This is a genomic window from Sphingobacterium sp. SGG-5 (genome assembly GCF_011043525.1).
Lineage (GTDB): Bacteria > Bacteroidota > Bacteroidia > Sphingobacteriales > Sphingobacteriaceae > Sphingobacterium.
The window spans coordinates 41,110-67,094 of record NZ_JAAKGO010000012.1 but is presented as its reverse complement, the minus strand read 5'-3'; the positions used below and the strand labels follow the sequence as shown (position 1 = coordinate 67,094).

General features: G+C 42.0%; 25 protein-coding genes. 10 read left to right on the top strand and 15 right to left on the bottom strand.

Annotated features, from left to right (window positions below):
* Positions 1 to 64: 64 nt before the first annotated feature.
* Together G5B30_RS15945 and G5B30_RS15940 are read left to right on the top strand one after the other, a co-directional pair.
* Positions 65 to 1,015 (top strand): TIGR01212 family radical SAM protein, encoded by a 951-nt coding sequence (locus tag G5B30_RS15945; RefSeq protein ID WP_165321008.1) that lies wholly within the window; start codon positions 65 to 67, stop codon positions 1,013 to 1,015.
* 51 nt (positions 1,016 to 1,066) lie between these two features.
* Positions 1,067 to 1,636, top strand: coding sequence for a hypothetical protein (locus tag G5B30_RS15940; RefSeq protein WP_165321007.1), 570 nt, complete (start codon positions 1,067 to 1,069; stop codon positions 1,634 to 1,636).
* 71 nt (positions 1,637 to 1,707) lie between these two features.
* Here the strand turns inward: G5B30_RS15940 and G5B30_RS15935 are convergent, their stop codons facing one another.
* Both G5B30_RS15935 and G5B30_RS15930 read right to left on the bottom strand, forming a co-directional pair.
* On the bottom strand, positions 1,708 to 2,175 hold the full coding sequence (locus G5B30_RS15935) for a nucleoside triphosphate pyrophosphohydrolase family protein (protein WP_165321006.1): 468 nt from the start codon (positions 2,173 to 2,175) through the stop codon (positions 1,708 to 1,710).
* 27 nt (positions 2,176 to 2,202) lie between these two features.
* Positions 2,203 to 3,264 (bottom strand): pseudouridine synthase, encoded by a 1,062-nt coding sequence (locus G5B30_RS15930; RefSeq protein WP_165321005.1) that lies wholly within the window; start codon positions 3,262 to 3,264, stop codon positions 2,203 to 2,205.
* Between the two features lie 290 nt (positions 3,265 to 3,554).
* On the opposite strand from G5B30_RS15930, the gene G5B30_RS15925 reads away from it, so the two are divergent.
* On the top strand, positions 3,555 to 4,253 hold the full coding sequence (locus G5B30_RS15925; RefSeq protein WP_240903242.1) for a lytic transglycosylase domain-containing protein: 699 nt from the start codon (positions 3,555 to 3,557) through the stop codon (positions 4,251 to 4,253).
* Positions 4,254 to 4,262: 9 nt separating this feature from the next.
* Here G5B30_RS15925 and rsmG read toward each other — a convergent pair whose 3' ends face one another.
* Positions 4,263 to 4,904 (bottom strand): 16S rRNA (guanine(527)-N(7))-methyltransferase RsmG, encoded by a 642-nt coding sequence (gene rsmG, locus G5B30_RS15920; protein ID WP_165321003.1) that lies wholly within the window; start codon positions 4,902 to 4,904, stop codon positions 4,263 to 4,265.
* Positions 4,905 to 4,916: 12 nt separating this feature from the next.
* Positions 4,917 to 6,059 carry a glycosyltransferase gene (locus G5B30_RS15915; RefSeq protein ID WP_165321002.1) on the bottom strand — a complete coding sequence of 381 codons (1,143 nt, stop codon included), beginning with the start codon at positions 6,057 to 6,059 and terminating at the stop codon, positions 4,917 to 4,919.
* Between the two features lie 126 nt (positions 6,060 to 6,185).
* Here G5B30_RS15915 and tgt point away from each other — a divergent pair, with 126 nt between their 5' ends.
* Genes tgt through G5B30_RS15900 form a run of 3 tightly spaced genes read left to right on the top strand, consistent with a single transcriptional unit; the run spans position 6,186 to position 9,301 of the window.
* Positions 6,186 to 7,316 carry a tRNA guanosine(34) transglycosylase Tgt gene (gene tgt, locus G5B30_RS15910; protein WP_165321001.1) on the top strand — a complete coding sequence of 377 codons (1,131 nt, stop codon included), beginning with the start codon at positions 6,186 to 6,188 and terminating at the stop codon, positions 7,314 to 7,316.
* Entirely contained in the window at positions 7,313 to 8,395 is a 1,083-nt protein-coding gene (locus G5B30_RS15905) for an LptF/LptG family permease (RefSeq protein ID WP_165321000.1), read from the top strand. Before tgt ends, G5B30_RS15905 begins: the two co-directional genes overlap by 4 nt.
* 12 nt (positions 8,396 to 8,407) lie before the next feature.
* The gene (locus G5B30_RS15900) at positions 8,408 to 9,301 is read left to right on the top strand and encodes a DMT family transporter (RefSeq protein ID WP_165320999.1); all 894 of its coding nucleotides are present in this window, start codon (positions 8,408 to 8,410) and stop codon (positions 9,299 to 9,301) included.
* Here the strand turns inward: G5B30_RS15900 and mnhG are convergent.
* From mnhG to acs, 9 genes are all read right to left on the bottom strand, one after another.
* Positions 9,294 to 9,716, bottom strand: coding sequence for a monovalent cation/H(+) antiporter subunit G (mnhG, locus tag G5B30_RS15895; RefSeq protein WP_165320998.1), 423 nt, complete (start codon positions 9,714 to 9,716; stop codon positions 9,294 to 9,296). The two genes, G5B30_RS15900 and mnhG, sit on opposite strands and share 8 nt — an antisense overlap.
* Positions 9,709 to 9,981 (bottom strand): monovalent cation/H+ antiporter complex subunit F, encoded by a 273-nt coding sequence (locus tag G5B30_RS15890; RefSeq protein ID WP_165320997.1) that lies wholly within the window; start codon positions 9,979 to 9,981, stop codon positions 9,709 to 9,711. Before G5B30_RS15890 ends, mnhG begins: the two co-directional genes overlap by 8 nt.
* Positions 9,978 to 10,454 (bottom strand): Na+/H+ antiporter subunit E, encoded by a 477-nt coding sequence (locus tag G5B30_RS15885; RefSeq protein ID WP_165320996.1) that lies wholly within the window; start codon positions 10,452 to 10,454, stop codon positions 9,978 to 9,980. The genes G5B30_RS15890 and G5B30_RS15885 overlap by 4 nt, the downstream gene beginning before the upstream one ends.
* Positions 10,455 to 10,458: 4 nt before the next feature.
* Positions 10,459 to 11,967 carry a proton-conducting transporter membrane subunit gene (locus G5B30_RS15880; protein ID WP_165320995.1) on the bottom strand — a complete coding sequence of 503 codons (1,509 nt, stop codon included), beginning with the start codon at positions 11,965 to 11,967 and terminating at the stop codon, positions 10,459 to 10,461.
* Positions 11,964 to 12,320 (bottom strand): Na+/H+ antiporter subunit C, encoded by a 357-nt coding sequence (locus tag G5B30_RS15875; RefSeq protein WP_165320994.1) that lies wholly within the window; start codon positions 12,318 to 12,320, stop codon positions 11,964 to 11,966. The genes G5B30_RS15880 and G5B30_RS15875 overlap by 4 nt, the downstream gene beginning before the upstream one ends.
* Entirely contained in the window at positions 12,320 to 12,745 is a 426-nt protein-coding gene (locus G5B30_RS15870) for a Na+/H+ antiporter subunit B (protein ID WP_165320993.1), read from the bottom strand. Before G5B30_RS15870 ends, G5B30_RS15875 begins: the two co-directional genes overlap by 1 nt.
* A gap of 6 nt (positions 12,746 to 12,751) precedes the next feature.
* Positions 12,752 to 15,004 (bottom strand): hydrogen gas-evolving membrane-bound hydrogenase subunit E, encoded by a 2,253-nt coding sequence (gene mbhE, locus G5B30_RS15865; protein WP_240903241.1) that lies wholly within the window; start codon positions 15,002 to 15,004, stop codon positions 12,752 to 12,754.
* 139 nt (positions 15,005 to 15,143) lie between these two features.
* The gene (locus G5B30_RS15860; protein WP_165320991.1) at positions 15,144 to 15,869 is read right to left on the bottom strand and encodes a DUF72 domain-containing protein; all 726 of its coding nucleotides are present in this window, start codon (positions 15,867 to 15,869) and stop codon (positions 15,144 to 15,146) included.
* 114 nt (positions 15,870 to 15,983) lie between these two features.
* Positions 15,984 to 17,900, bottom strand: a complete 1,917-nt coding sequence (gene acs / locus G5B30_RS15855; protein ID WP_165320990.1) for an acetate--CoA ligase — start codon at positions 17,898 to 17,900, stop codon at positions 15,984 to 15,986.
* A 177-nt stretch (positions 17,901 to 18,077) separates the two neighbouring features.
* Here acs and G5B30_RS15850 point away from each other — a divergent pair, with 177 nt between their 5' ends.
* Positions 18,078 to 18,950: a UbiA family prenyltransferase gene (locus tag G5B30_RS15850; protein ID WP_165320989.1), complete on the top strand. Its 873-nt coding sequence runs from the start codon at positions 18,078 to 18,080 to the stop codon at positions 18,948 to 18,950.
* 20 nt (positions 18,951 to 18,970) lie between these two features.
* On the opposite strand, the gene G5B30_RS15845 is transcribed toward G5B30_RS15850, so the two are convergent.
* Positions 18,971 to 19,900, bottom strand: coding sequence for an NAD(P)-dependent oxidoreductase (locus G5B30_RS15845; protein ID WP_165320988.1), 930 nt, complete (start codon positions 19,898 to 19,900; stop codon positions 18,971 to 18,973).
* Between the two features lie 7 nt (positions 19,901 to 19,907).
* Entirely contained in the window at positions 19,908 to 20,687 is a 780-nt protein-coding gene (gene rsmA, locus G5B30_RS15840; RefSeq protein WP_165320987.1) for a 16S rRNA (adenine(1518)-N(6)/adenine(1519)-N(6))-dimethyltransferase RsmA, read from the bottom strand.
* A gap of 136 nt (positions 20,688 to 20,823) precedes the next feature.
* Here rsmA and G5B30_RS15835 point away from each other — a divergent pair, with 136 nt between their 5' ends.
* The 3 genes from G5B30_RS15835 to G5B30_RS15825 all read left to right on the top strand — a co-directional run bounded on the left by G5B30_RS15835 (position 20,824) and on the right by G5B30_RS15825 (position 25,985).
* Positions 20,824 to 21,420, top strand: coding sequence for an RNA polymerase sigma factor (locus G5B30_RS15835; RefSeq protein ID WP_165320986.1), 597 nt, complete (start codon positions 20,824 to 20,826; stop codon positions 21,418 to 21,420).
* Positions 21,421 to 21,428: 8 nt separating this feature from the next.
* Positions 21,429 to 22,511: a FecR family protein gene (locus G5B30_RS15830; protein WP_165320985.1), complete on the top strand. Its 1,083-nt coding sequence runs from the start codon at positions 21,429 to 21,431 to the stop codon at positions 22,509 to 22,511.
* A gap of 69 nt (positions 22,512 to 22,580) precedes the next feature.
* Positions 22,581 to 25,985, top strand: coding sequence for a SusC/RagA family TonB-linked outer membrane protein (locus tag G5B30_RS15825; RefSeq protein ID WP_165320984.1), 3,405 nt, complete (start codon positions 22,581 to 22,583; stop codon positions 25,983 to 25,985).

Sequence of the window (25,985 nt, the reverse complement as noted above, 5' to 3'; positions counted from 1 at the left end):
CGAAGCCCCAGCAGGTAACTGTTGGGGCTTTTTTTGTTTACGAATTCTTATCTTTGCATATATAATGGGAACTTTATTAGATAACGGTGTAAAACCGTACAACCACTATGGGAAATACTTGAAAGAAAAGTATAAGGGGCAAAGGGTATTTAAAGTTATTGTAGATGGTAACTTTACATGTCCAAATCGAGATGGCTCGAAAGGATACGGTGGTTGTACCTATTGTAATGTTGATTCCTTTACGCCGGATACGGCTCGTAAGATACCTTCTATTCGTGAGCAGGTAGAGAATGGGATATTGCGAGCAAAGAATAGTTACGGTGCTGAGAAGTTTATTATCTATTTTCAGCCGAATACGAATACCTATGCTCCTACACATCTGCTGAAGATGATGTATGATGAAGCCTTGAGTATTGATCCTGAAAATACATTAGGGCTTTCTGTAGGAACACGTCCCGACTGTTTAGATTTTGAGAAAATAGCCTTATTGGAATCCTATACTGATCGTTTGGATGTCGATCTGGAAATGGGAATGGAATCTATTTATAATGACACTTTGGAACGTATAAATAGAGGCTGTTCACATGATGAATTTTTAGCGGCCATGAAGATGTTAGCCAATACGTCATTAGAGCTTTGTGTGCATACGATCTTTGGATTTCCTTGGGAAACAGAAGAAATGATGCTTCGGTATGCAGAAGAAATTAACAAACATCCTCAAATCCGTTTCGTGAAACTCCACCATCTTCATATTGTGGAGGGTTCTATCATGGGTGCAAAATATAAAAAGGAGCCTTTTAAATTATTCAGTATCGAAGAGTATACCGACTTTTTGGCGAAGTTTATTCCACTTTTACGCGAGGATATTATCATCCAACGGATATTTGGGATTGCCGACAAGGAACTGCTGATTGCACCCAATTGGGGCTATCCAAAATCCCGTATACAGACGTATATTGATAAAGGACTGGAAGAAAGAGGGGTACAACAAGGAAGTTTGTATAAATCGTACTAGTGTATTAGTTTTTTTTGTACTTTTGCTCATAAAACTAATAATTAATTTGTTATGAAAAGAGTATTTAAAAAGCTTGGCGTTGTAGCGATGACGCTATCTATGTTTGCATTTTCTTCTTGTGAGGAGTTGAAAGAGTTGATAAAATTTGACTTTGACTTGAAGGGAGAGGCAATTGAGATCGTTATTGAGCCCACTGAGGAGACAGGTAGTCAAATAACGATTGGCAGTGAACAATTTGAAAAATCGTTGGAACAGGTCATCAAAGAGAATGCACCCGATGCTGATTTAAGTAAGATTAAGGCGATTACTTTGACTAATATATCGGCTGAAATAACTAAGGGGGCTAAGGATGGTAACAATTTTCAAAACTTTTCTAAGATCTATGTAAAAGTAAATGCGGAGGAAAAGGAAGTCGAAGATGCTGAGCTTGTAGCACAGACCACTATCGAAGATGAAACTACACATTTAGAAGTTCCGGTTAACGGTGGATCTGTCGATATAAAGAGTTGGTTTAGCAAGCAGAATTTTGAATACGTATTGCAGGCTGATATTACAGAAGCGATTACTGAGGAATTGACTATTCGTATTACTGCAGACTATGCTTTTACATTCGGCTTGTAAGATGCTTCAGAAATAATCGATCAAAAAAAAGCGACTCATCGGTCGCTTTTTTTGTTTTTTACAATTGATACTTATTGCTCCAGAATAGATTTCAGATCTGCTGGAGAATAATTTACAGACTTTAACGTCTTGTTGTCTCCCTCCCGAAAGACCAAAAACTTGCCATCGACTTCTTTGTAATAAGACTGTACGCCTTTGGCGAGATAATGTTCCTGTGTAGCAATAGCTTCTGCTTCATCTTTACACGCTTTACTCATGTTGGAGCGCTGGACTTCTTCGAAGAGTGTATTGAATTTGTCTTTTAATCCAAACTCTAATATAGCTCCGGATAGAACATATTGAATATCGCATAGCGCATCGGCTATTTCAACGATATCCTGAGCTTGAATAGCTTCCTTTAGTTCTTCCAACTCCTCGGCTATTAAGGCAACACGAAGATTACAGCGTGCTTCCGAAGGTATTTGTGGATGATCTAATATAGGATGCTGAAATGTTTTATGAAATTCAGCTACGGATGTAAGTGATTTAGGATCAGTCATACCTAAGTTTTGTTAATTTAATTATGATTACTTCACAAAATGTTTCAACTGTATCAGCTCTCGTTCTTCGAGGTATCTCCATCGCCCTCGTGGCAGATCTTTCTTCGTAAGGTTGGCGTATACCACGCGATCCAGTTTAACGATCTCATAACCCAACGATTCAAATATACGTCTTACAATACGATTTTTGCCACTGTGTATCTGAATGCCAATTTCACTTTTTGAAGCCCCTTGAACATAACTGATATCGTCGGGCTTAATGAAACCATCTTCTAACTCCAAACCGAATTCAATTTTGTTGAAATCGCCTTGTTTCAGGTTTTTATTTAATTCTACCCGGTATAGTTTGGTAACGCTATTTCTGGGGTGGGATAATTTCTCTGCGAGATTACCATCGTTGGTCAATAATAATAAACCTGTCGTATTGCGATCCAAACGGCCCACAGGATATATTCTTTCTTTTGTCGCTTTAGCAACCAAATGCATGACGGTATGTCTTTCCTGTGGATCATCGGTCGTGGTGATATAATCCTTCGGTTTATTGAGCAGTACGTATACCATCTTTTCGCGCTTCAAGCGTTCATTGTTATAACGTATTTCATCTTTTGCCGGATCCACTTTTGTTCCCAATGCGGTGACAATCTCACCATTGACAGAAATTACACCCGCAGTGATAAGTTCATCCGCTTTGCGGCGGGAACAGATACCTGCATTGGAAATATATCTATTCAAACGAATCAGCCCATCGTCCTCTAACTCTGTTGTCACCCTTTTTCGAGTAGAAAATGATTTACCTCTTGTGGAATTCTTGAAGTTGCTTTCGCCGTTTTCTGCTTTATCAAATCTGTTAGCGGAAAACTTGCTCTTACTTGCACCAAACTTACCTGGACGATCCGTGAATTTTTTTGGTGATTTGCTGAATTTTGACGGCTTTCCGTAGGTCTTGTTTTCTTCCTTACCGAATGAGTCACCCTCTTTAAAAGGTGAACTTTTTCTGCTGGATTGACCTTGGGATTTGAAGCGGGTAGAGGTGCCTCGCTGTTTTCTGGAGTTGTCCTCACGACTGTTCCGTTGATTTTTGAATGGCATGATTTTATATCAAAATGAGGTACAAAGGTACGGAAATCTTTCGGAAAAGGGAAGTTTTTTTCATTCGCACTTTTCTGCGTTTTAAGGTGTATAAAGTCGGTTTTGAAGGGGCGGTGGTCATTAAGCATATTGTAAGTGTTTGTAATTTAAATAAATAGTACTTACCTTTGACAATTCATAAATGAACCAAGCTATTTTTTGAACGGCGTATCGTGGAAGGAATAGCATTAAGGGAGTGAATGATAAAAAAGAAAATCTTATGTACCGGGTTCGTCTTGTCATTATTCGTTTTGTCAAGATTATACTCTACACCACACGTAGATCCTATAGAAGATCCCTACAAAAAGAAGTTGATTGAATTTGCGGAAAAGAAAGTAGAAGAGAAGAAAAACGCCATTGCATCGGAAGAAGATGATACGGTAATCGCTTTTGCTGACGAGAACTTACCCATCGAAAATCAAAAGGTTAAGAGAAAGCTCAAGAAGTATCTGGCTATGTTCTCGTTCAAAAAGCATCAATCTTATCGGTTGCACCAACAAGCGGAGAAGCATTTGCCCAAAATAGCCGAAATTTTAAAGTCTCATGATATTCCGGAAGATTTTAAATATATCCCGTTAGTCGAAAGTGGACTCAATCCACGTATACGTTCTCATCGTGGTGCCGGTGGCTATTGGCAATTTATGCCGGCAACAGCCCGTTTATTCGGTTTGAAGGTCAATGGAAATGTTGACGAGCGCAAGGATTTGGTTAAATCCACGCATGCAGCGGCTCGCTATTTAAACCGTCTGTATACAATATTTGGTGATTGGACTTTAGTAGCTGCCGCCTATAATTTAGGTGAGGGTAGACTCAAGTCGTCTATGCGGCGGCAAAACGAAAATAACTATTATCAGCTGGCGTTAAATGGCGAAACCGGTTCGTATGTTTATAAATTAGTCTCTATGAAAGAGATTATAGAAAAACCAGCAAAATACGGCTATAATATTTGATAAAAGAACCTATACGGGGATATACACCAGATATTTTGTCTCAAAAAAGTCTTCTTTAAAATAAGCAGATAATGGGTGAAGCTCAGCAGCTTTTGCCCTGGCTTCTTGTATCTCTTCGCGTAGATCTCCACCTTTTAGGTAGAGAATACCGTTGGGAATGCCATTTCTATCTTTTCGATCAAATTTGTTCCTCACCCAGGGAAGAAATTCACTTAATCTTGTTACGGCCCGTGAGACGACGAAATCATATTTTTCGTGCAGTTGTTCTGCACGAATGTGGTCTGCTCTGACATTTTTAAGTTCCAGCGCGTTGCTTACCTCATTCACCACCTTGATTTTCTTTCCGATCGAATCGATCAGATGAAATTCAACCTGCGGAAACAAGATAGCCAAGGGAATACCGGGAAAACCACCGCCAGTACCTACATCCAATATCCGGGTGCCCGGAGCAAGCGCCGTCAAAAACTTTGCAATACCGAGTGAATGCAATACGTGTTTCAGGTAGAGGCTTTCAATATCTTTACGGGATACCACATTGATCTGATCATTCCAAAAAGGGTAAACATCACCTAATTGAGCGAATTGTTCTTTTTGTTGTTTCCCTAAATGTGGGAAGTATCGGTATATAATGTCTACTGTTGGATTTACCATACTGCTTTTGTCTTACTTCCAGGAGGCTTGTTTTTTATGTCGGTTAAATAAGCCGTTGATACAAATATAAAAATAGTAAAAGAGGTCTAATAGCGGTAACCAAATGAGCAGGTCCTTTACGGCGAGCTTTTTATAGATACTGTTAAATACGATAAGTTGACTTATGAGCCGTAAAAGATAAGCGCCTGCCCCAAAATACCAAAGCGAAGGGGATAGAGACAGACATACAATAACCATCAGATAAAACAAGACTGCGGAAATCAATTGCGTGCCGAGCATCCTTTTATGCTTGTTTTTATATAATGTCGAAGCGCCGACATGCCGTGCCTTTTGTTTGTTGTAGGCCTTCCAAGAGCTTTTTGCTTCGGAATAGACGTGTGCATCCGGATGTATGGATAAATTGACATTGGTCGGAGTCGCATTGTTATTCACAAAGAGATCATCATCTCCCGATTTGATATGCATATGTGCATTAAAACCCTTTCCTCGAAAAAATAACGTTTTGGTGTAAGCTAAATTTCTACCTACGCCCATATAGGTATTTCTTTTGAGCGCGTAGGAAAGATAGCTCATGGCCGTGTGTGTAGTTTCGAAGCGGACAACCTTATTGAGGAAGCCTTCAGTTTTAAAGTAAGGCGAATAGCCTAAAACAATCTCTTTTCCCTCATTAAATGCACCACTCATCTCTTTTAGCCAAAGATTGCTATCCGGCTGGCAATCGGCGTCTGTTAATATTAGTTTATCGTGTTTGGCTGCCTTGATCCCTAAAGTCAGGGCAAATTTTTTGCTGTGTTTAAGTTGGATATGTTCTTTGATTTCGACAATCCGGAGATGTGCATATTCTTTTTCCAGTCCCTGTAATAACCACTTGCTTTCATCGGATGAACAATCGTTAACCACGATGACCTCAAAGTCGGGGTAATCCTGGGTGAGAACGACGGGTAAAAACTTTTCCAGGTTATCGTGTTCGTTGCGTGCGCAGATAATGACAGAAACGGGAGAAAGGGTAATCTGCTGTTGGTAGGATTTAACTTTGTACAAAGCCAGTTTACCGTAGACAAAAAGAATGTAATAGAGCTGTATAAAGGTGAGTATGCCCAATAATGCATAGGCTATCACCGGTAGATCGATTTCGATACTTAACTGTAGACTCATAGTAATGGGTCAAAGATAAGGTGTTCTTTTCATATTCATCGGGGAATCGTTAAGAATTACTAATTAAGTCATCCAAATAACCGTAGCTCGGATTTTTCTCGTATTTTTGCAGCTGATTTAGACGGTATGAAATTTACGCTTCAGGCTCAAGATACATTTTCAAAAGCACGTGCTGGATTAATGGAGACTGCACACGGTTCGATCGAGACACCGATCTTCATGCCGGTGGGTACGGCGGGTACCGTTAAGGCTGTACATCAGCATGAACTCGTACAAGATATCGAGGCCCAGATTATTTTGGGAAACACCTACCATTTATACTTGCGTCCAGGATTGAACGTGTTGAATAAGGCGGGAGGTTTGCATCAATTCAATGGGTGGACTCGACCGATACTGACAGACTCGGGCGGCTATCAGGTTTATTCCTTAACAGAAGTACGCAAGATCAAGGAAGAAGGGGTGACCTTTCGATCGCATGTAGACGGTTCAAAACACTTGTTTACACCGGAGAATGTGATGGATACGCAACGTATTATCGGTGCGGATATTATCATGGCATTTGATGAATGTACACCTTACCCCTGCGATTACCAGTATGCCCGACGTTCTGTAGACATGACGCACCGATGGCTCAAAAGATGTTGCGACCGTTTTGATGCCACAGAGCCGTTATATGGATACGACCAAACGCTGTTTCCAATCGTACAAGGGTCCGTTTACAAAGATTTGCGTATGCAGTCTGCAGAGACTATTGCTTCATTCGAAAGGGATGGCAATGCCATAGGTGGGCTTTCGGTTGGCGAACCGGCGGAGGAAATGTATGCGATGACAGAAGTGGTGACCAACATTCTCCCGCAGGATAAACCACGTTATCTGATGGGGGTAGGGACGCCGATCAATATCCTGGAGAACATTGCCTTAGGGATTGACATGTTCGACTGTGTCATGCCCACCCGCAATGCGCGAAACGGCATGCTTTTTACCCGTCAAGGTATCATCAATATCAAAAATGAGAAGTGGAAAGATGATTTTTCACCCCTAGAAGTAGAGAGCGATTTAAGGACTGACCAAGTGTATTCAAAGGCTTATTTAAGGCATCTTATCAAGTCACAAGAGATATTGGGGGCGCAGATCGCTTCCTTGCATAATCTCCATTTTTACCTGTGGCTAGTGCGGCAGGCGCGTGAGAAAATCATCGATGGAAGCTTCTACGATTGGAAAGAAAAGATGGTAAAGGTATTAGGACAGCGGCTATGAATATTATTGATCGTTATATTATTAAGAAATACCTGACGACATTCCTGTTTACGGTAGGAATATTCGTGGTCATAATCGTTATTTTCGATATTTCGGAAAAGCTGGACGATTTCTTAAAGAACAAAGCGACAATGACGCAGGTGATTTTTCATTATTATGCAATAGGTAGTGTTCCCTTTTTCTTAAACATGCTTACCCCGCTGATAAATTTTATCGCCGTTATCTTTTTTACCTCCAAGATGGCCGACCAGACCGAAATCGTACCTATCCTCAGTGGTGGTATGAGCTTTAACCGTTTTCTGCGGCCTTATATGATTTCCGCATTTATTATTTTTGCTTTTACTTTAATATCGAATTTATATATCATACCCTTTACGAATAAAGAGAAGGTAAATTTCGAGAATGTTTATGTACACCCGCAAAAGGTGAGCTCTTCAACGTCCTCAACGCACATGCAGATTGACAGTAATACGTATGTGTATATTGATAATTTTGACACCCAGCGGTCGATTGGCTATAATTTTATTCTGGAAAAGTTTGATGGCCTGGAACTGAAAGAGAAGCTGATGGCGGATCGGGTTGCGTGGGACTCTGTATCGGGGAAATGGCGCATGGAGAATTACACGAATCGTATTATCAACGGCCTGAAAGAAGAAATGGTTAAAGGGGAAAAACAGGATACGACCTTAGACATGCGACCCCAGGATTTTGAGGTATATGAGAATATTTTCACGGCCTTAACTACCGATGAGTTGAATGAGCGTATTAAAAAAGAAGAGATCCGAGGGACAGGAATGATGAGTGAGCTGTTGCTGGAAAAGTACAAGCGCTGGATCAATCCCGTTTCGGCCTTTATTCTAACGCTGATGGGGGTGTCATTGTCCTCCAAGAAAGTGCGTGGCGGTATCGGCCTGAGTTTAGGTATTGGAATAGGTTTGAGCTTTACCTATCTTGTTTTTAATCAGTTTTCAACGATGTTTGCATTAAAGGGAGGACTGCATCCTTTGCTCGCCGTATTGATCCCGAATGTGACTTTCTTGTTGGTCGGTCTGATACTATTGTATAAAGCGCCAAAATAAGCTATATTTTTTATGTTTTCAGGGCGTCAACGGAATGTTTTTCTACTCCATATTACGGTGCTTATATGGGGATTTACGGGGGTATTAGGTGAACTTATCACCGTATCGGCCCTACCTTTGGTTTGGTTCCGGGTCATCATAGCTGCGCTTTCATTGCTTATCTATTTTCGATTCATCAAGCAGCCGATCGGGGTATCAACGAGCGACCTGCTGAAGTTTTTAGGTGTTGGGCTTATTGTAGGCTTGCACTGGGTACTTTTCTTTCACGCCATCAAAGTGTCAACAGTATCTGTTGCATTAGTTACGCTGTCGGCAATAACATTATTTACGGCAATTCTGGAGCCGATTTTCAACAAGCGAAGGATTTCGCTGGCAGATGTCGCAGTAGGTGTCATTATTATCTTTGGGATCTACCTCATCTTCAAATTTGAATTTCAGTATATACAAGGTATCGTCTTTGGTCTTTTGGCGGCATTTTGTGCCGGTATATTTGCTATTCTCAATGTTCGTATGGTCAGAAAGCATAGCCCGACGATCATTACCTTTTACGAAATGATTGGTGCGTTCATCGGTGTATCCTTGGTTATGCTTATTGGAGGACAGTCTTCCGCAGAATTGATCTTATCGGCACAGGATTGGGCTTATCTTTTATTATTAGGTAGTGTCTGTACGGCACTGGCTTATGCATTAAGTGTCTCGATCATGAAAGAGCTATCTGCTTTTGCTGTCGCCTTGGCGACCAATATGGAGCCAGTGTATGGAATATTAATTGCTCTGTTGATCTTCGGTGATAAAGAAACGATGAGCACGGGTTTTTATATCGGTGCTGTTATTGTCTTGTCGGCCGTGTTTTTGTATCCTTATCTCAAGGCAAAATTCAGAAAGCGAAAATCCGTTATTATTTAGTTTCATCCTCCGTATCGGCGATCTGGTCGGTTTCCGGTGTAAAATCTTCTTTCTTCTCTTGCGGATCGCTCTCCAGCGTATGCGTATCCTTGTTATACATGCCGGCGAGTTCGTCAATTATCGTTCCCTTCCACAAGGGTGTGCCGGTGAAATAGGCCGCACGCGCTATCATATGGGCGGCGATAGGTGACGTGATAATCAGAAAAAATGTAATGGCAATGGCTTTCGTCGTTACAGAGATATCGGGGAAGAGGATGGCAGCACATAATAATAAGAGTCCTACGCCTAAAGTCGCCGCCTTCACGGTAACCGAAAGACGGAGATAGAAATCCGGCATCCGTAATATCCCTAAAGAAGCAAAAAAGATGGCTAATGCACCTATGGTGCTTAATATGGCAAGTATAATGTCAATCATTGTTCTGTTTTTCTATGTAATAGGAAAAAGCTATGGTCCCCAGAAAGGCAATCAGTGCCAAGATAATGGCTACGTCTAACAGTACCTTTTGATGTGACCGTATGGTAAATACCGTTATAATTCCGATACCTATCGTGATAATGAGATCAAGCGCAATAACCCGATCCACAACACGGGGGCCTTTTACTAAACGAATAAATACCAAAATGACGGAAACCGCCAAAATAGGCAGTATAAAGTAGTCGAAATATGCAGCTAAGTTCATCGTAGTATTTCTAATAATTTTCTTTCCAACCCGGTTTTCATTTCTCTGACAAAAGCTTTTGGATCTGTGAGATACATCACATGGATATACAAAATCTTCTTGTCTTCGCTAATATCTACAATTAATGTACCCGGGGTTAATGAAATCATTGTTGATAGTAGGTTTATCTCTAGCTCCGTACGAGCATTCAAGGGATACCGTACAATGCCCGGTTTCATAAAATATTTGGGTGTCATCACATCATAGGCTACCTGTAGGTTGGCCTTGACGACCTGTAAGAAAAAATAAAGGACAAAGCCCAATACTTTTGGTACCCGATAGAAATAACGTTGATCGCTGTCATGTCTATTCATGATCCACAGGATACCAAAACCGAGCATAAAACCAAATAGAAAGTTGGTGTAATACATGGATCCTGTAAGTGCTACCCAAATAAAGGATAGTAAGAGATTCATCAAAAACAGTCTAATCATAGCCTTACTTTGTTTTCCCTAATACGGCTTCAACATACGGTGATGTATCCAGCAGCTGGGTTGATATTTTATCCACTAATTGGACTATTGCTTCTGCATTTAACCCAATAAACAAGGTTACCAAACATAATATACATATAGGTAATACCAAAAGTATTTTTCTGAACATCGGTAAAGGTTCAAACTTATCTTCTACCGTGACATCGTCCGGGCTGTCCTTCCAAAATACCTCGGCCCACATTTTGGCAATAACATATAATGTCGTGAAACTTCCTATGATCAAGGCCGCTACAAACGCATAATGGTCTAACGTAAACGCAGCTTGAAATAGGTAAATCTTTGGCCAAAAGCCCGATAGGGGAGGAATACCGACTAACGAAAATAAAACCAGCGCACATACCAAAGATATTAACGGATACTGGGCGTATAACCCACCTAACTTTTTCATATCCATTGTACCTCTAAGCTGCCGGATAAGACCTGCAATCAAAAACATATTTGTCTTTACCATAATGTCGTGAAACAGGTAAAAGAGAGCTCCCATGAGTGCGATCTTACTAAACATAGCTATTCCGCCGATCATGAAGCCGATATGGCAGACGATTAAGTAGGAGAACATCCGGCGTATGTTGGTTTTGATGACTGCTCCCATCGACCCAATGACGATGGTGAGTACGGCAATAATCATCAAGAGGTTTCTGGTGAATTCGTCCGGAATAAAGATCAAGCTGAATACCCGTATCATCGCGTAAACACCCACCTTGGTGAGCAGTCCTCCAAATGTGGCGGCCACAGCCGAAGGAGGAGTGTGGTAAGAAGAGGGGAGCCAATAATACAGTGGAAATACCGCCGATTTGATGCCAAACCCCAGAATAAAGAAACAGGCCGTAATACCCACGAGGGATTGGTTTTGCACCTGTTGGATCTTTACGCTCAGATCAGCCATATTCAAGGATCCTGTAATGCCGTATAAAATACCGATACCGGTGAGGAAAAAGGTGGATGCCAGGATATTCATCGCCATATATTTGACGGCACCTTCTAATTGGGTTTTACGGCCTCCGAGCGTCATCAGTACAAAAGAAGAGATAATAATGACTTCAAACCAGACATACAGATTAAAAATATCCCCTGTCAAGAAAGCACCATTCAAGCCCATAAGCAAGAAATGGAAGATAGGGAAGTAGCCATACAGCATACGCTGTCGACTCACACCTGTAGCGGAGAAAAATGATACAGCCAAACCTGCAATTGATGTGAGTAAAACTAAGGTTGCACTCAATAGATCTGCGACGAAAACGATACCAAATGGGGCTTCCCAGTTGGACGCATTCAACGTCAATACGCCTTTACTATACACATCAGCGAGTAAGCGAATAGCCAGCAGGGTACCCAAAAACGTGCCCAGAATACTGATAATTCTTTGCGTAACCGTTTTCCTCCAGGCGATCAGTTGCAGCACCGCTGAAAAAAGATGGATAAGAACAGGAGCTAAAATGTGATTGTCTATCATATATCTTCTTCCTCCGGCGTGTTTAAATCATCAAGATCATCTGAATTCACTAAAGCGTATACCCTTTTCAATAATACGATGGCAAAAGCAGTCAACGCAAAGCTGATAACAATTGCGGTAAGGATAAGAGCTTGGGGGATCGGATCGGCGAATACATCCTGAAAGAGCTTGGCTTCTTCCGCAATAACGGGCGGTTTCCCTTTTACAATGCCACCTAACAAAAAAATTAAAATATTTGTGCCGCCACCTAACAGCATAATGCCCAAAAGAAGCTTGACCATACTTCGGCGGAGGATAAGGTAAACTCCTGCCGCGTACAACATACCAAGTAATATAATTAATATCAGCTCCATTACGTCTTATCACTTAAATTGTCCAGCGCAATCGTAAATAGAATAGTTAGTACCACTCCGATGACTACTAAATAAACCCCCAGATCGAAAAACAGCGATGATCCGATCATACCGATGACGGGAATAGGTTCATCAAACCATAAGCCTGTCATTGGGGGCAGACCGAAGAGCAGGGGTAATGAGACGCTTGTTGCCGATATTCCCAGACCTATTGGAATTAGTGACAGCGGTTTATGTTTCAGGAGCTTCATGGTTGATTCGGTCCCGTTCGCAAAACTATGTAGCACGAATGCGATGGATGCCACCAGTCCACCGACAAAACCGCCGCCCGGATAATAATGCCCCCTTAATAATAAAAAGAAGGAAAAGAGTAAAAGTATGGGCAACAGATATTTCGTTGCTGCTTGTAAGATTGGACTTCGCATAATATTTTATTCTTTTTCTGTCGGTTTCAACCGTAATCGTATCAGACTATATACCCCTAAGGCCGCAATGCTTAATACGACCGTTTCAAACATCGTATCTATCCCTCGAAAGTCGACCAAAATAACGTTGACTACATTTTTACCCTTTGCTAACAGGTATGCGTTTTCACCATAAAAATGAGAGATATCTTTGGTAATGGGTTCTGACCACACCTTCAATGCAATTAAGGATAGAATAAGGCCGAACCCGATGGATACTGCTGCATCACGGTATAATATTTTTCTGCTGGCTAAATTAATAAAGCTGGGCAGGCGATAGAGTACAAGAACAAACAAAACCGTGCTTAAGGTATCAATGGTAAATTGTGTCATCGCTAAATCCGGAGCACTGTAGAAGACGAAGATCAAACAGGTACAATAACCGATAATACTCATGGATACGACGGCCGTGAGTCGGGAAGAGGTCGAAACCATGATGCCTAATGCACCCACAAAAACCAGAGCAACTGCAATTTCATATAACCCAGGTTGTGTTAACATATTCAGATCGATCGAAATAGAACCGCTATGCCAAAGCTTATACGCCAGCAGGGCTTCTGCAAACAAAATAATTTTGAGGTGGTAAGAGCGCAGATACCCATTATGAGAAAGTGAGGTCGCCCATGCCGATATTTTCAAGAGGTCCTCGCCACATCCAATGATAATTTGTTCGGGAGAAAGGGCTTTGAAACGTGCTATAAATGCCAGTTTGCGGGACGATGCTTTATTCATGAGGTAAACTAATGTGCCTACAGCTAAGGTCGATAAGCTTAAGATCAATACTTGGTTAAAGCCGTGATATATCTTTAAAGGCGCCGTTATCTCATGATGTATGATGTTTTTAGCAACCTGTTCTGTCAGCAGGTGGCCGGTGATACCGGGGGCACATCCAAAAATAACACCCAGTACACCCAGGACCAACGGTGGTATCCACATCGATGTATAGGGGAGGTGAACACCCGCGAATTGCTGTGGAAGCTTGCCAAAAAAAGGTTTAAATCCGGCCATAAATCCAGCAGCGACCAATCCGACATTGGTCGCGATGGCCAATCCAGTCAACACCCATTTGAAATTGATTTGAGGTGTGTGTAGGGTGGCTTCGTAAATTAAATCTTTTCCGATAAATCCGAAAGTCAGTGGTACACCGGCACTCGATAGGGCCGCCAGACTACCTGCTATAGCAACCGGAAACATGACCTTACCCAACCCGCTGAGCAGGGAGATATCCCGTGTTCCTGTCTCGTGGTCAATAATGCCCGTGACCAGAAATAATGTAGCTTTGTATAAGGCGTGCGCGAGTAGAAAGACACTGGCAGCTGTTACGGCCTCTTTTGTGCCGATACCAAGTAGAAATGTGAGTACACCGAGGACGGATATAGTCGAGTAAGCCAGTATACCTTTGAGATCGATACGAAATAAAGAGTGAATAGCTGCGTATAGCATGGTAATACCTCCTACAATCATTAATGTGTTGTTCCACAATGGAGTGCCTCCTAAAATAGGTGTAAATCTTGCCAAAAGGTATATTCCGGCTTTGACCATCGTGGCCGAATGGAGGTATGCCGAAACTGGCGTGGGTGCTTTCATGGCTCCCGGTAACCAAAAATGAAACGGAAACTGTGCGGATTTTGTAAATGCACCTATACACAGAAATATGACAGCTACCGGATAAAGTTGATGATTAAGAATAAGATCCTTGGCCTGGATAAGTTCTGATATGACAAAAGTATCCGCGATATTTCCTAACAAGATTAAGCCGGCCAATAAAAAGAAACCGCCCAGACCGGTAATACAAAAGGAAGTGATGGCACTCTTTCTCGATTCTGCATTGTCGTTATTAAACCCGATCAGGAAAAAAGAACTGATACTGGTGAGTTCCCAAAAAATAAACAAAAGCAAAATATTGTTGGAGAGCACGACCCCCAGCATCGCTGCCATAAAAAGGAAAAGATAACCAAAGAAGCGATCATAATAACGATGACCTTTTAAATAAGATCTCGCATAGACAAAAATGGCGGTACCTATGCCCGTAATCAATAGCGAAAAGAGTAGTGACAATCCATCCAGCTTAAAGTCGAAATTAACGCCTAAGGAGGAAATCCAATTGATATGTTGGTATAAACTGTTGCCGGAACTGATTAACGGTATTTGCGTTAAAAAGAATGCAAACAATAAAAGCGGAACGATCGGTAAAAGGATGCTCCATTTTGTTTTGAGCATTTTTCCAAAAGGAATCGTTAGACAAGAAAAAAATAATCCTGATAATACAGTTAATAGCATCTATTCTTATTATGGATATGGAAAGCCATAAAAATAATAAAAAGTATATTCTTTTTGCTATAAAATTTGGAATAACTACCTATCTACTTGTTATCTGTTGTAGATATTGGGTGTTCTCAATGGCATGTGCCTGCATGTCATTATTGAAATATACGTAGACATTCTTTACATGATGTTGTGTCTTGATCTTTGCGGCCAACTCATCCAGCTCTTTGTGGGAATAACCTGAGGCATAAAGTTCACTTGCCCCATGCATGCGATAATACAAGTGCGGTGTATTTGCTACTACATCATCTGGAAGCGTAGGGTGGCTCATGCCACAAAAGCTGATATTTCGTTCAGCCAGCCTGTCGTATACATCCTGTCGCCACCAGCTGACGTGTCTGAATTCTACCACATTTAAAAAGGATTTATCGAGGCTATCGATAATTTTTTCAAGAAGTTCTTCGGAATACGATAGGCTCGGGGGCATCTGAAACAAAACGCAACCTAATTTATGTTGCAGTCCTTTTCCGATGACGGAGTAGAAGTTGGATAGAAGTTCAGATGTACCGGTAAACTTTTTATAATGTGTGATTATCCGGGGTGCTTTTACAGCAAAACAGAAGTCATGGGGACTTTTGGCATACCAATTTTGTAAAAAAGAAAGTTGAGGAAACCTGTAAAATGTGACATTCAGTTCTAAGGTATTAAAATGCTGACAATAATAGTTCAGCCAATCTTTTTGCGGGAGATCATTTGGATAAAAAACACCTTTCCAACTTTTATAATGAAACCCCGAACAGCCTACGTACCATATTTGCATAATGTGTCACTTTTATAAAATGAACACGCGTTTTACACATTGGTTCACAGTCTATGGTTCAAATAGCGCGGTATGCTTAAATAAAATGGCCGGAGTTTCTCCGGCCATCTTGCTTTATTTTCTCATTTTTTGTGCGTCCTCAATAATCCTTTGGACGACTGTCGGATCTTGTAATGTCGTAATATCGCCCACGGCGGAAAATTCACCTTCTGCAATCTTACGAAGAATACGTCTCATGATTTTGCCCGATCTTGTTTTTGGTAAATCGGAAACAAATTGGATCACATCAGGTTTTGCAATCGGCCCGATAAGACGGGATACGGTTTGCAAGATATCCTTCTTGGTGCTTTCTTCATCGATATGATGGTTTGCGATGACATAGGCATATATTCCTTGTCCTTTTACCGGATGTGGATACCCCACTATAGCCGATTCGACCACGTCCGAGTGCATGTTGATGGCATTTTCAACTTCAGCAGTTCCGATACGGTGTCCAGATACATTTAACACATCATCGACACGCCCAGTGATCCGGTAATATCCATCCGGATTTCGGTAACAGCCGTCGCCGGTAAAGTACATATTTTTATAGGTTGCGAAATACGTCTGTCTGCATCGTTCATGATCGCCCCAGGTTGTACGTAACATGCCCGGCCAAGGGAACTTGATACATAGGTTTCCCGAAACATCGTTTCCTTCAATTTCATTTCCATGTTCATCCATTAATGCAGGCTGTATGCCCGGCAAAGGTAACATGGCATAGCTTGGGATCTCCGGTGTTATGCCAGCAATCGGCGTGATGAGATGACCTCCATTTTCCGTTTGCCACCAGGTATCTACTATTGGGCATTTTTTCTTACCTACTTTTTCATGATACCAATGCCAGGCTTCCTCATTGATGGGTTCACCCACAGACCCCAGTACCCGTAAAGATGATAGATCTTTGTTTTCGATAAACTCGTCACCAAAAGCCATAAGAGAACGGATAGCAGTAGGTGCCGTGTAAATAATGTTGACTTTATATTTATCGACGATATCCCAATATCTGCCGGCGTCCGGATAGGTCGGGATACCTTCAAACATTAATGAAGTAGCACCTTGTGATAATGGTCCATACACAATATAACTGTGCCCTGTGATCCAACCAATATCGGCCGTACAGAAATAGACTTCTCCAGGCTTATATTGAAAGGTATTTGCAAAAGTATAACCTGTGAACACCATATAGCCGGCAGTGGTATGCACGACGCCTTTCGGCTTACCTGTTGATCCCGAAGTATAAAGCACAAATAGCTTATCTTCAGCGTCCATCTCCTCGGCGGGACAGCTTGGATTTCCCTGTGTTTCGACTTTCTTGATTTCATCTTCCCACCATACATCTCTGCCTTTAATCATCGATACCGGTGTACGCGTACGTGTCAATACAATCACTTTTTCGACGGATTCACATTGCATTAACGCATCATCGACTACGGTCTTCAATTCTAACACTTTCGATCCGCGGAAGCCTCCATCGGAAGTGATGACCAATTTACATGCAGCGTCGTTGATACGGTCTGCGATAGATTGCGCAGAGAACCCACCAAAAACAACCGAATGAATAGCTCCGATCCGAGCACATGCTAATAACGAAATAACAAGTTCAGGAACCATAGGTAAATATATACAGACCCGGTCTCCTTTACGGACATTATTGTTTTTTAATACATTCGCGAATTGCTCTACTTTCTGGAGTAATTGTTTGTACGTCAGTATGCGGTGCGCTTCTGTCGGATCGTTGGGCTCCCAAATGATAGCAGGGGTGTCTCCATTTTGATAAATGTGTCGATCCAGACAATTCTCGGTAATATTTAGCTTTCCACCTTCATACCAATTGATATCAGGCTCTGTGAAGTTCCAGTTAAGTACATTGTTCCATTTTCTTTTCCAAAAGAAATGATCACCTACTTCCCCCCAGAACTGTTCGGGATTTTCTACGCTTTTCTTATAAGCTTCTTGATACTCCTCAAAGGAATTAATCTGAAAATTCATGTTTTGCTTTAAAAATTTTATAGGTCTACATTAAAAAATATCAAAATTTATTTATTTCGGACATTTATTTATTTCAATCCGAAAGTTTAAATTTGCTAGGGCTAATTTAATTTTTTTTGCCATTATTTACTAATTTTTTATTTGCTTCGTGAAGTAAATAGCGTTGGATTTTATGGCATGAAGAGACTTCGACCGCTTTATCGTTTCTTGATTTTTACGAATATGCTGATTGCATTTGCGGCACTTGCGCAATGTTATCTGACCTATATTATTTTAGGAGAACAGGCTAATCTTTATATTTTGCTGATCGAGGGTTCCTCTACATTGCTATTGTACAACTTTAGTCTGTATCTGTCGAAACCTAAAAATCCAAATCGTTCACCGTATGAACGGACAAGATGGGTTTTTAATCATATGGGTTTGTTTTGGGTATGTAGCGCGTTGGCTTTAGGATTAATGCTTTATAGCTTATCTCAGGTTCATCCTTACACCTGGGCTTATTTATTGTTTGTGGGGACAGTAAGTATTTCCTACAGTTTTCCTTTCTTTAAAGTCAACGGTAAGCGGACAGGCTTGCGGCAGATTACAGGTGTGAAGTTATTTTATATTGCGCTTGTCTGGTCGTTGAGTAGCGTGGGGCTGCCCGTGGTGGAGCTGTGGGCGGAGGGATTGCCGATAGATTGGTGGGTAGCCAATTATCTGGGACTTATCAAAATACTCTTCCTGCTCATCTGTACACTTCCTTTTGATATTCGGGATATGGAACAGGATTCGTATTATCACCTCAAGACCATCCCGCATATTATAGGTGAAAGGAAGGCTATATTGTCGTGTTACGGGATGATTATATTGCATACCATCCTGATTGTCCTTTCTCCTTATGCGCTCGCTATTAAATGGGGATTGATTATAACGAATGCCTTACTATTTTTGGCGTTGTATTTTTTGATTTTTAAGGATCTTAGAAAATACCATCAGGTCTATCTATTGGATTTTGCACTTATTGTACAATGTGTTGTCACCTATGCCTTTACTGTTTTTATGTCCTAAAATATCTTTTGCAACGGTGCCTAACCTTTTAAATGGGCGATAATCTTTGTTGCTAGGACATCGGATAGTTTATAGTAGCTGGCGAAAGTCCAACCCGCCACATGCGGACTCAAAATCACATTTTCTCGTGCAATCAGATTTTCGTACCAATCCTGTTCTGCCAAAGCAGGGAACTTCTCCACAGGTAGGACATCAAATGCAGCGCCTAATATCTTCCCTTGATCCATGTATTTCAAAACAGACGGGATATGCGCAATTCCTCCACGTGCCCCCATCAAAAAGAATATCGGTTTGCGAAAATGAAATAAATATTCATCGTCTACCAGACCCTTCGTCTCCCGTGTCAATGGTATATGAAAGCTTACTATATCTGCTTGCCGCACCACCTCCTCCATGGAAACATCAGTCGCGTAAGCATCACTGAATCCCGTCTTATATTTGTCATAAGCGATGACACGCACCTCAAAGCCGGAAAGTTTTTTCGCCATGGCTTGCCCGTTGTTCCCATAACCGATTAAAGCTACTGTCCGTCCCTTCAGCTCATAGCCCCGATTTTCCTCGCGCAGCCATTTCCCGTTGCGCACCTGACGGTCACTTCGATTGAGGTTATTCATCAGACTCAACAGCATACCTATCATATGCTCCCCTACAGCGTCGCGGTTGCCTTCATTTGCACTGATCAACGTGATGTTCCGCTGCGCAGCGTATATGTCATCAATATTATCCATGCCGGCACCCGCACGGCCGATGAACTGTAGTTTGGGCGCAAGGTCAATGAACGCTTGATCGACCTGAAATTTGGAACGAATGACCAAGCCAGCATACTGTGGAATGAGCTCTTCGGCTTCCTGCCGGGTGATTGTCGGCCGGTAATCAAAAGTAATTCCAGTTTTCTGAAATCGCTCTAAAAGTACTTCATGTACATCGTCTACAATTAGGATATTCATCATTTACGCATCAAGATACCTCTTTTATTTCATTGGTGAGCACGATAAAATCGTCAACGCTTAAACGCTCGGCACGGAGGTCGTAGAGTTTATTGGCACTCATTTTGTCTTTTGCGATGACTCCCGAAAGCGCATTGCGTAATGTTTTGCGACGCTGATTGAATGCGGCCTTCACGACTCGCCAAAACAGTTTTTCGTCACAGTTCAGACTCGTTGTCGCATTCCGCGTCATACGCATCACACCCGAGAGCACTTTTGGTGGGGGATTGAATGCCCCTGCTTTGACTGTGAAGAGATATTCAACATCATAATACGCTTGAAGGAACACACTGAGTATACCGTATTCCTTTGAGCCTGGTTTTGCTACACAACGTTCGGCCACTTCCTTTTGGAACATGCCCACCATCTGCACGACACGTTGTCTTTCCTCCAGGATCTTGAAGAGAATTTGAGAGGATATATTGTACGGAAAATTGCCTATAATCGCTATTTTATCGCCGAAATAACGGTTGAAGTCTAAGGTCAAGAAATCACCATGGATCAATTTTTCGCCCAGCTCGGGATATTTATCAGCTAAAAAATCAATGGATTCTTCATCCACATCGATCAAAAACGTCTCATAGGCCGAATTCTGCAATAAAAAATCAGATAAGACACCCATGCCTGGTCCTACTTCAAGCACCTGCTTGAAACCTATGCTGGTATCTAAGGCGTCAACAATGCGTTGTGCTGCATTTTTATCGTTTAGAAAATGTTGTCCCAGGTGTTTTTTCGCGCGTACCGTACTCATCGTAGGTCAAAAGTAAGAAAAAATTACTTCATATATCCTGACTCACAAGGGGCACAAATTATGTTGCTATCTTTTATATTTTATTATCTTTATCGCAAATACGTTATTTCTAACCAAAAGTAATTAAAATAACTATATGCGTCCTTTTTTTTCCAAATCGAGAATCCGCAATCCGCAAAAAAATTACGATAGGCTATACGATCGACTGTCTAAGCAGGTAAAGGCCTATATATATAATTACGTCGCGTGCCCTATGCTTGCAGAAGATTTAATGCACGACGTATTTATCAAGCTTTTTGAGAAGATGGAAGACCTAGAGGACAAAGTCAAAAATTGGGAGGCCTATATTTTCAGGATGGCTCGCAACCATACATTTGACTATCTTAAGCGCAATAGCTTGAATGAACGTTTTGTTGAGCGAACGATTCGAGAGTTTCAGGATGGAGATTTTGTCATAGATCGAAAAGTGCTGGAAAAGGAGTATGCTGAGTTTTTGGACAAGTGCCTGCAAAGGCTTCCCGAACGATCGAGAAGAATATTCCAATTGTGTAGGCAGGAGGAAATGACCTATGACGAGGTGGCGGGTCAACTGGGTATTTCTAAGGATACGGTCAAGCATCATATGGTGCTGACAATGAAAAAGCTAAAGGCCGAAGTTATGGTGGTGTTTAACATTTCGTCGTCCCATATGACGTCTATCATATCTATTATAGGTGTCATAATATTTAAATAGATCACCATATGGATACAGTGTTCTACAAAAAACTCATAGACGGCTATAAACAACGTACTCTTTCCAAAGAAGAGTTAGCTGTATATCATCAATTGCTTGCCGAGGGTAAACTTAATGATGTATTAATGCAGACGATGACAGAAGATTTTCAGACCACAAAAAATCCTGGTCGTGTCAAGTGGGGTGTATGGGGTTCTGTCGCAGCTGTTTTTTTAACGATAGTGGCGATTGGATACTATTGGTGGCAACCCACGGGCAGGAATACGGCCTCCGGTATATTGGCCGACAGAGCTGTCGAAGCAACGTCTGACGCGCCTATACTGAAGTTGGCGGACGGCCGGATCGTATCTTTGGATCGTTTAAATGCCCAGTTTCAAAAGGAGTATGGCGTGCAAGGTGATGAAAATCTATTGATGTACCTACCAGCCACTTCCGAACATAAACAGTCACCGGTATCGCAATCGATAGAAACACCTTCAGGCAGGACGTATAAGATTATTTTAGAGGATGGTACCAAGGTATGGATGAATGCGAAGTCATCTATTAGTTTTCCGAGTGCATTCGAACGAGATTATCGGGAGGTAATCGTACAGGGGGAAGTATATTTTGAGGTGGCACATGAAAGCCAACGACCTTTTAGGGTCAAAACCAATAACCAGTTAATAGAGGTATTAGGGACAAAGTTCAATGTCAACAGTTATTCTGCTGAAGATGGGATTGTCACGACTTTGTTGGAAGGCTCCGTACGTTTAAAAGCAGAAGGAAACGTTCAAGAACTTGAACCCGACCAACAAGCCATATTTAGAGGTAATGGTCGCCCTTATGATGTGAAGAAGATAGATGCGTCTGCTGTGGTGGCGTGGACCAACGGGTACCTGCAGTTTAGAGATCAACCTTTAGTGGATATCCTTCAGAAGACGACAAGGTGGTATGAGATAGGTCTGGACTTAGATCCGAGCTTGGCTTCTCAACGCTATACCATGAAGTTTGATCAACGGTCTTCTATAGATGAATTGCTGCGACTGTTGGAAGATGCGGGGTTTTATAGTGTATTGAAAAACAATATTTTAATCGTTCGTCAAAAAAAGTGAAAATTTTCTTACCTGCTTCGGGGTGATGGATCGTCGGTTTTTTAGTAAGTACACATAACCCTATCACTAATGAAGCTATTACCACAATTCATCTTGTGTAGACGTGTTACCATACCTAGGGTCGGTACACGTTTCAAGTACCGCTGTGTGTTTTTCATGGCGTGCTTTAGCCTATCCCACTTGGTCGCAAGCGCCCAATTGTTGGATTTTTCCGGAAAGAATGTTCCACTTGCTACTGTCTTAAAAGCGGTGGAAGATAAGACTGTCTTAAATGTGCTTTATAATCAGGGTATGTTGGCAAAAACCCATCCTGTAACGATCCATGTCAAGGCTAAGCCAATAGAGCAACTATTGGACATGGCTTTTAAAGATCAGCCAATCGACTACAAATTGACGGAAAAGAGGTTGGTCTTGGTAGAAAAAATGCCGAATAATCAGTCGTCATCCGTTAGAAGCAGTCGAGGAACTTCCTCTGTACAAGAGGACAAAGTACAGGGATGGGTAAGCGATGCAAAAGGTAACCGTTTGGACGGAGTGACAGTCCTCAATGAACGCAATCAGGTCGCCACACGTACAAATTCAGATGGTTTTTTTGAGATATCGGGCCATGTTGGTGATATGCTGTCTATTCGCCTATTGGGGTATGGTCGACAGCGTGTGCGTGTACAGAAAATAACGGGAACGAGTATTGTCATGATTGTCGATGAGGCTGAACTGGACGAGGTCATCGTCACGGGGTATGCCACCCAAAAGAAAAGGGAGATTACAGGCTCTATCGCATCCATCAGTGCTGAGGATATCGAGTCGGCCAATGCGGTTACGTTGGACCAGGCGATGCAAGGCCGTATGTCCGGGGTCAATGTGCAATCTCGTGTAGGCGTGCCCGGTGCTGCTATCAAGGTGGAAGTTCGAGGCCCTGGTTCTATTTCCGCAGGTACAGAACCTATCTATATAGTGGATGGGATGATTGTGGACAATAATAATATGTCTACATTGGTTTCAGCTAACCCGTTGGCCAATATCAATCCAGACGATATCGAATCTATAGAAGTATTAAAAGATGCAGCAGCTGCTTCGGTATATGGAGCACAGGCTGCAAATGGTGTCGTGTTGATTACGACAAAGAAAGGGAAAGCAGGTAAAGTAAAAGTGGATTTGGGTTATCGTACTGGGATCACGACGCCTATTCGATTATTGGACCTCATGAATAGCCAGGAATACTTAAACGCCAGATTTGAGGCGTTCAAGAACTATAATCCCACATGGACAGGTCAGCAGGCTTGGGAATCTGTTTTTTCTCAATCACGTTTTCCTAGTACGACAACACTTGACGAGATTGCGGCCATGCCAACCTATGATTGGCAAAAGGCTGCGTATACGGATGGTACGAGCAATAAATACGATCTAGCGCTATCGGGTGGTAGTGATCGGTCTTCTTACCGTATTTCTGGAAGTTGGGAAGACACAGAGGGTAGCATCGTGGGGTCTGATTTTACCCGAGGGACCATGAACCTGAATTATGGAAATAAGATTACGGATAGAATAGAGATTTTGAGTACGGTAAATATCGCTTCGGTCAACCAACATGGCCCATTGGGAGCTACGGGTACAACAACTCAATTTTCAGCACCGAGTTATGCAAATCCGATGATTTTACCTTTTATTCCTATATATAATGAAGATGGTTCCTACAACTTCTCGTTGTCCGGATTCCCCGGTACGTTTACACGGCATACCTTGCACTCTACGGAGCTTAACGAGGCATTAGAGAAAAATAATAGCCTTTTTGGTAACCTTCAGCTGAATTATAAAATACTTAATAATTTAACTTATAAAGGACTTGTAGGATTAGACTATCGGGATATCACGGCACGTATGTACTACGATCCAAGAGCGATAGACGGTAATGCCCGCGACGGTATTTTGATTGAATACTACGATAAGCCTAAAACGTTTACTACTTCTCATGTTCTGCATTATACTCCCCGTTTACCGGATGGGCATACGCTCAATACCTTAGCCGGAATAGAATACAGGACATATGAAAATCAGACGGGTAATGTACGGGGAGAAGGTTTTCCCAACCATATGTTCAAGCAATTGGCTTCTGCGGCAACCATCGTTTCCGGAACCGGTTCGTGGACCGGGGTAAAGCGATTGGGGAGTTTCGTGCAGACCAACTATACGTTTAACAGTAAATACATGTTGTCGGCTATCCTCCGGTATGACGGATCCTCACGTTTTGGAGCCAATAATAAATTTGGTCTTTTCCCCGCTATCTCTGCGGGCTGGGATATTGCCCGAGAAGATTTCATCAAGAACAAGACCTTGATAAATCAGTTGAAGCTGCGTATAGGCTACGGCGAGACAGGAAATGATCAGATTGACAACTTCGCATCCAGATCCTTATATGGTGGAGGGGTGACCTATGATGGCGAGGCAGGTATTCAGGCGAACTCCATGGGTAACTCCAGGTTAAGGTGGGAACGGAATGCGACGACAAACGTCGGTATTGATTATACGTTGTTCAGTTCAAGGATTTTTGGTAGTATAGAAGCATATCATCGCATCAGTAAGGATTTGTTGCTTAGCAAGCCCATTGTTTGGGCTGCGGGATATAGTGAGATTACGGAAAACTTAGGGGAAGTTAAAAACCAAGGTTTGGAGTTTGAACTAGGTGCTCACCTGCTACGTGCACGTGATTTTAAATGGACAAGTAATTTTAATATCTCTTTCCAACGTAACAAGGTAACGCATTTATACGATAACCTTACAGTGCTGCCGGGAGATAACACCGTTCGTGTAGGATATTCGTTGCGAACATTTGTTCTTCCCCAGTATGCGGGCGTATACTCGGCCACGGGTAGACCTGTATGGTATGATGCAGAAGGTAACCTTACCTATACACCCGGTACGATGGAGATTGGCGACTATGCACCTCACGGACTACCCAATGAGTTGCCTGATTTTTATGGTGGCTGGACGAATACGTTTGACTATAAAGGTGTATCCTTATCGATGTTTTTCCAATACGACTATGGTCGGGTATTCTACGATAATTTTGCGAGGAACCTTTCTCGTAAAGGCGACTCGCAGATCAATGGCATGGCTTGGTATTATGACAATCGATGGACGACGGAAGGACAGATCACATCGGTACCGAGACCAGTCAACGGCGCAGCGGAGCGAGGTGGGCATGCGCGGGGAGATCTGGCGTCTACTCGCTACCTGCAAGATGCATCCTACATACGTTTGAAGAATATAAACCTGAGTTACAAGCTGCCAGCGAGTTGGCTGTCCACGGTTAAAATGTCGTCGGCCAAATTGTACCTTCAGGCCAACAACTTGTATACAATTACCAAGTTTGCAGGCTATGATCCAGAATTTTATGTCACAGGAAGCAATACCACTTCCAATGTAGGCGTCATCCCCGCGATGAAATCATATTTTTTGGGTGTACAAGTTGGATTTTAA

What these genes read in the sequence shown, in the direction of transcription:
- G5B30_RS15945 (WP_165321008.1), top strand. Translation starts at nt 65, where the DNA reads ATGGGAACTTTATTAGATAACGGTGTAAAACCGTACAACCACTATGGG.
- G5B30_RS15940 (WP_165321007.1), top strand. Translation starts at nt 1,067, where the DNA reads ATGAAAAGAGTATTTAAAAAGCTTGGCGTTGTAGCGATGACGCTATCT.
- G5B30_RS15935 (WP_165321006.1), bottom strand. Translation starts at nt 2,175, where the DNA reads ATGACTGATCCTAAATCACTTACATCCGTAGCTGAATTTCATAAAACA.
- G5B30_RS15930 (WP_165321005.1), bottom strand. Translation starts at nt 3,264, where the DNA reads ATGCCATTCAAAAATCAACGGAACAGTCGTGAGGACAACTCCAGAAAA.
- rsmG (WP_165321003.1), bottom strand. Translation starts at nt 4,904, where the DNA reads ATGGTAAATCCAACAGTAGACATTATATACCGATACTTCCCACATTTA.
- G5B30_RS15915 (WP_165321002.1), bottom strand. Translation starts at nt 6,059, where the DNA reads ATGAGTCTACAGTTAAGTATCGAAATCGATCTACCGGTGATAGCCTAT.
- tgt (WP_165321001.1), top strand. Translation starts at nt 6,186, where the DNA reads ATGAAATTTACGCTTCAGGCTCAAGATACATTTTCAAAAGCACGTGCT.
- G5B30_RS15905 (WP_165321000.1), top strand. Translation starts at nt 7,313, where the DNA reads ATGAATATTATTGATCGTTATATTATTAAGAAATACCTGACGACATTC.
- G5B30_RS15900 (WP_165320999.1), top strand. Translation starts at nt 8,408, where the DNA reads ATGTTTTCAGGGCGTCAACGGAATGTTTTTCTACTCCATATTACGGTG.
- mnhG (WP_165320998.1), bottom strand. Translation starts at nt 9,716, where the DNA reads ATGATTGACATTATACTTGCCATATTAAGCACCATAGGTGCATTAGCC.
- G5B30_RS15890 (WP_165320997.1), bottom strand. Translation starts at nt 9,981, where the DNA reads ATGAACTTAGCTGCATATTTCGACTACTTTATACTGCCTATTTTGGCG.
- G5B30_RS15885 (WP_165320996.1), bottom strand. Translation starts at nt 10,454, where the DNA reads ATGATTAGACTGTTTTTGATGAATCTCTTACTATCCTTTATTTGGGTA.
- G5B30_RS15880 (WP_165320995.1), bottom strand. Translation starts at nt 11,967, where the DNA reads ATGATAGACAATCACATTTTAGCTCCTGTTCTTATCCATCTTTTTTCA.
- G5B30_RS15875 (WP_165320994.1), bottom strand. Translation starts at nt 12,320, where the DNA reads ATGGAGCTGATATTAATTATATTACTTGGTATGTTGTACGCGGCAGGA.
- G5B30_RS15870 (WP_165320993.1), bottom strand. Translation starts at nt 12,745, where the DNA reads ATGCGAAGTCCAATCTTACAAGCAGCAACGAAATATCTGTTGCCCATA.
- mbhE (WP_240903241.1), bottom strand. Translation starts at nt 15,004, where the DNA reads ATGCTCAAAACAAAATGGAGCATCCTTTTACCGATCGTTCCGCTTTTA.
- G5B30_RS15860 (WP_165320991.1), bottom strand. Translation starts at nt 15,869, where the DNA reads ATGCAAATATGGTACGTAGGCTGTTCGGGGTTTCATTATAAAAGTTGG.
- acs (WP_165320990.1), bottom strand. Translation starts at nt 17,900, where the DNA reads ATGAATTTTCAGATTAATTCCTTTGAGGAGTATCAAGAAGCTTATAAG.
- G5B30_RS15850 (WP_165320989.1), top strand. Translation starts at nt 18,078, where the DNA reads ATGAAGAGACTTCGACCGCTTTATCGTTTCTTGATTTTTACGAATATG.
- G5B30_RS15845 (WP_165320988.1), bottom strand. Translation starts at nt 19,900, where the DNA reads ATGATGAATATCCTAATTGTAGACGATGTACATGAAGTACTTTTAGAG.
- rsmA (WP_165320987.1), bottom strand. Translation starts at nt 20,687, where the DNA reads ATGAGTACGGTACGCGCGAAAAAACACCTGGGACAACATTTTCTAAAC.
- G5B30_RS15835 (WP_165320986.1), top strand. Translation starts at nt 20,824, where the DNA reads ATGCGTCCTTTTTTTTCCAAATCGAGAATCCGCAATCCGCAAAAAAAT.
- G5B30_RS15830 (WP_165320985.1), top strand. Translation starts at nt 21,429, where the DNA reads ATGGATACAGTGTTCTACAAAAAACTCATAGACGGCTATAAACAACGT.
- G5B30_RS15825 (WP_165320984.1), top strand. Translation starts at nt 22,581, where the DNA reads ATGAAGCTATTACCACAATTCATCTTGTGTAGACGTGTTACCATACCT.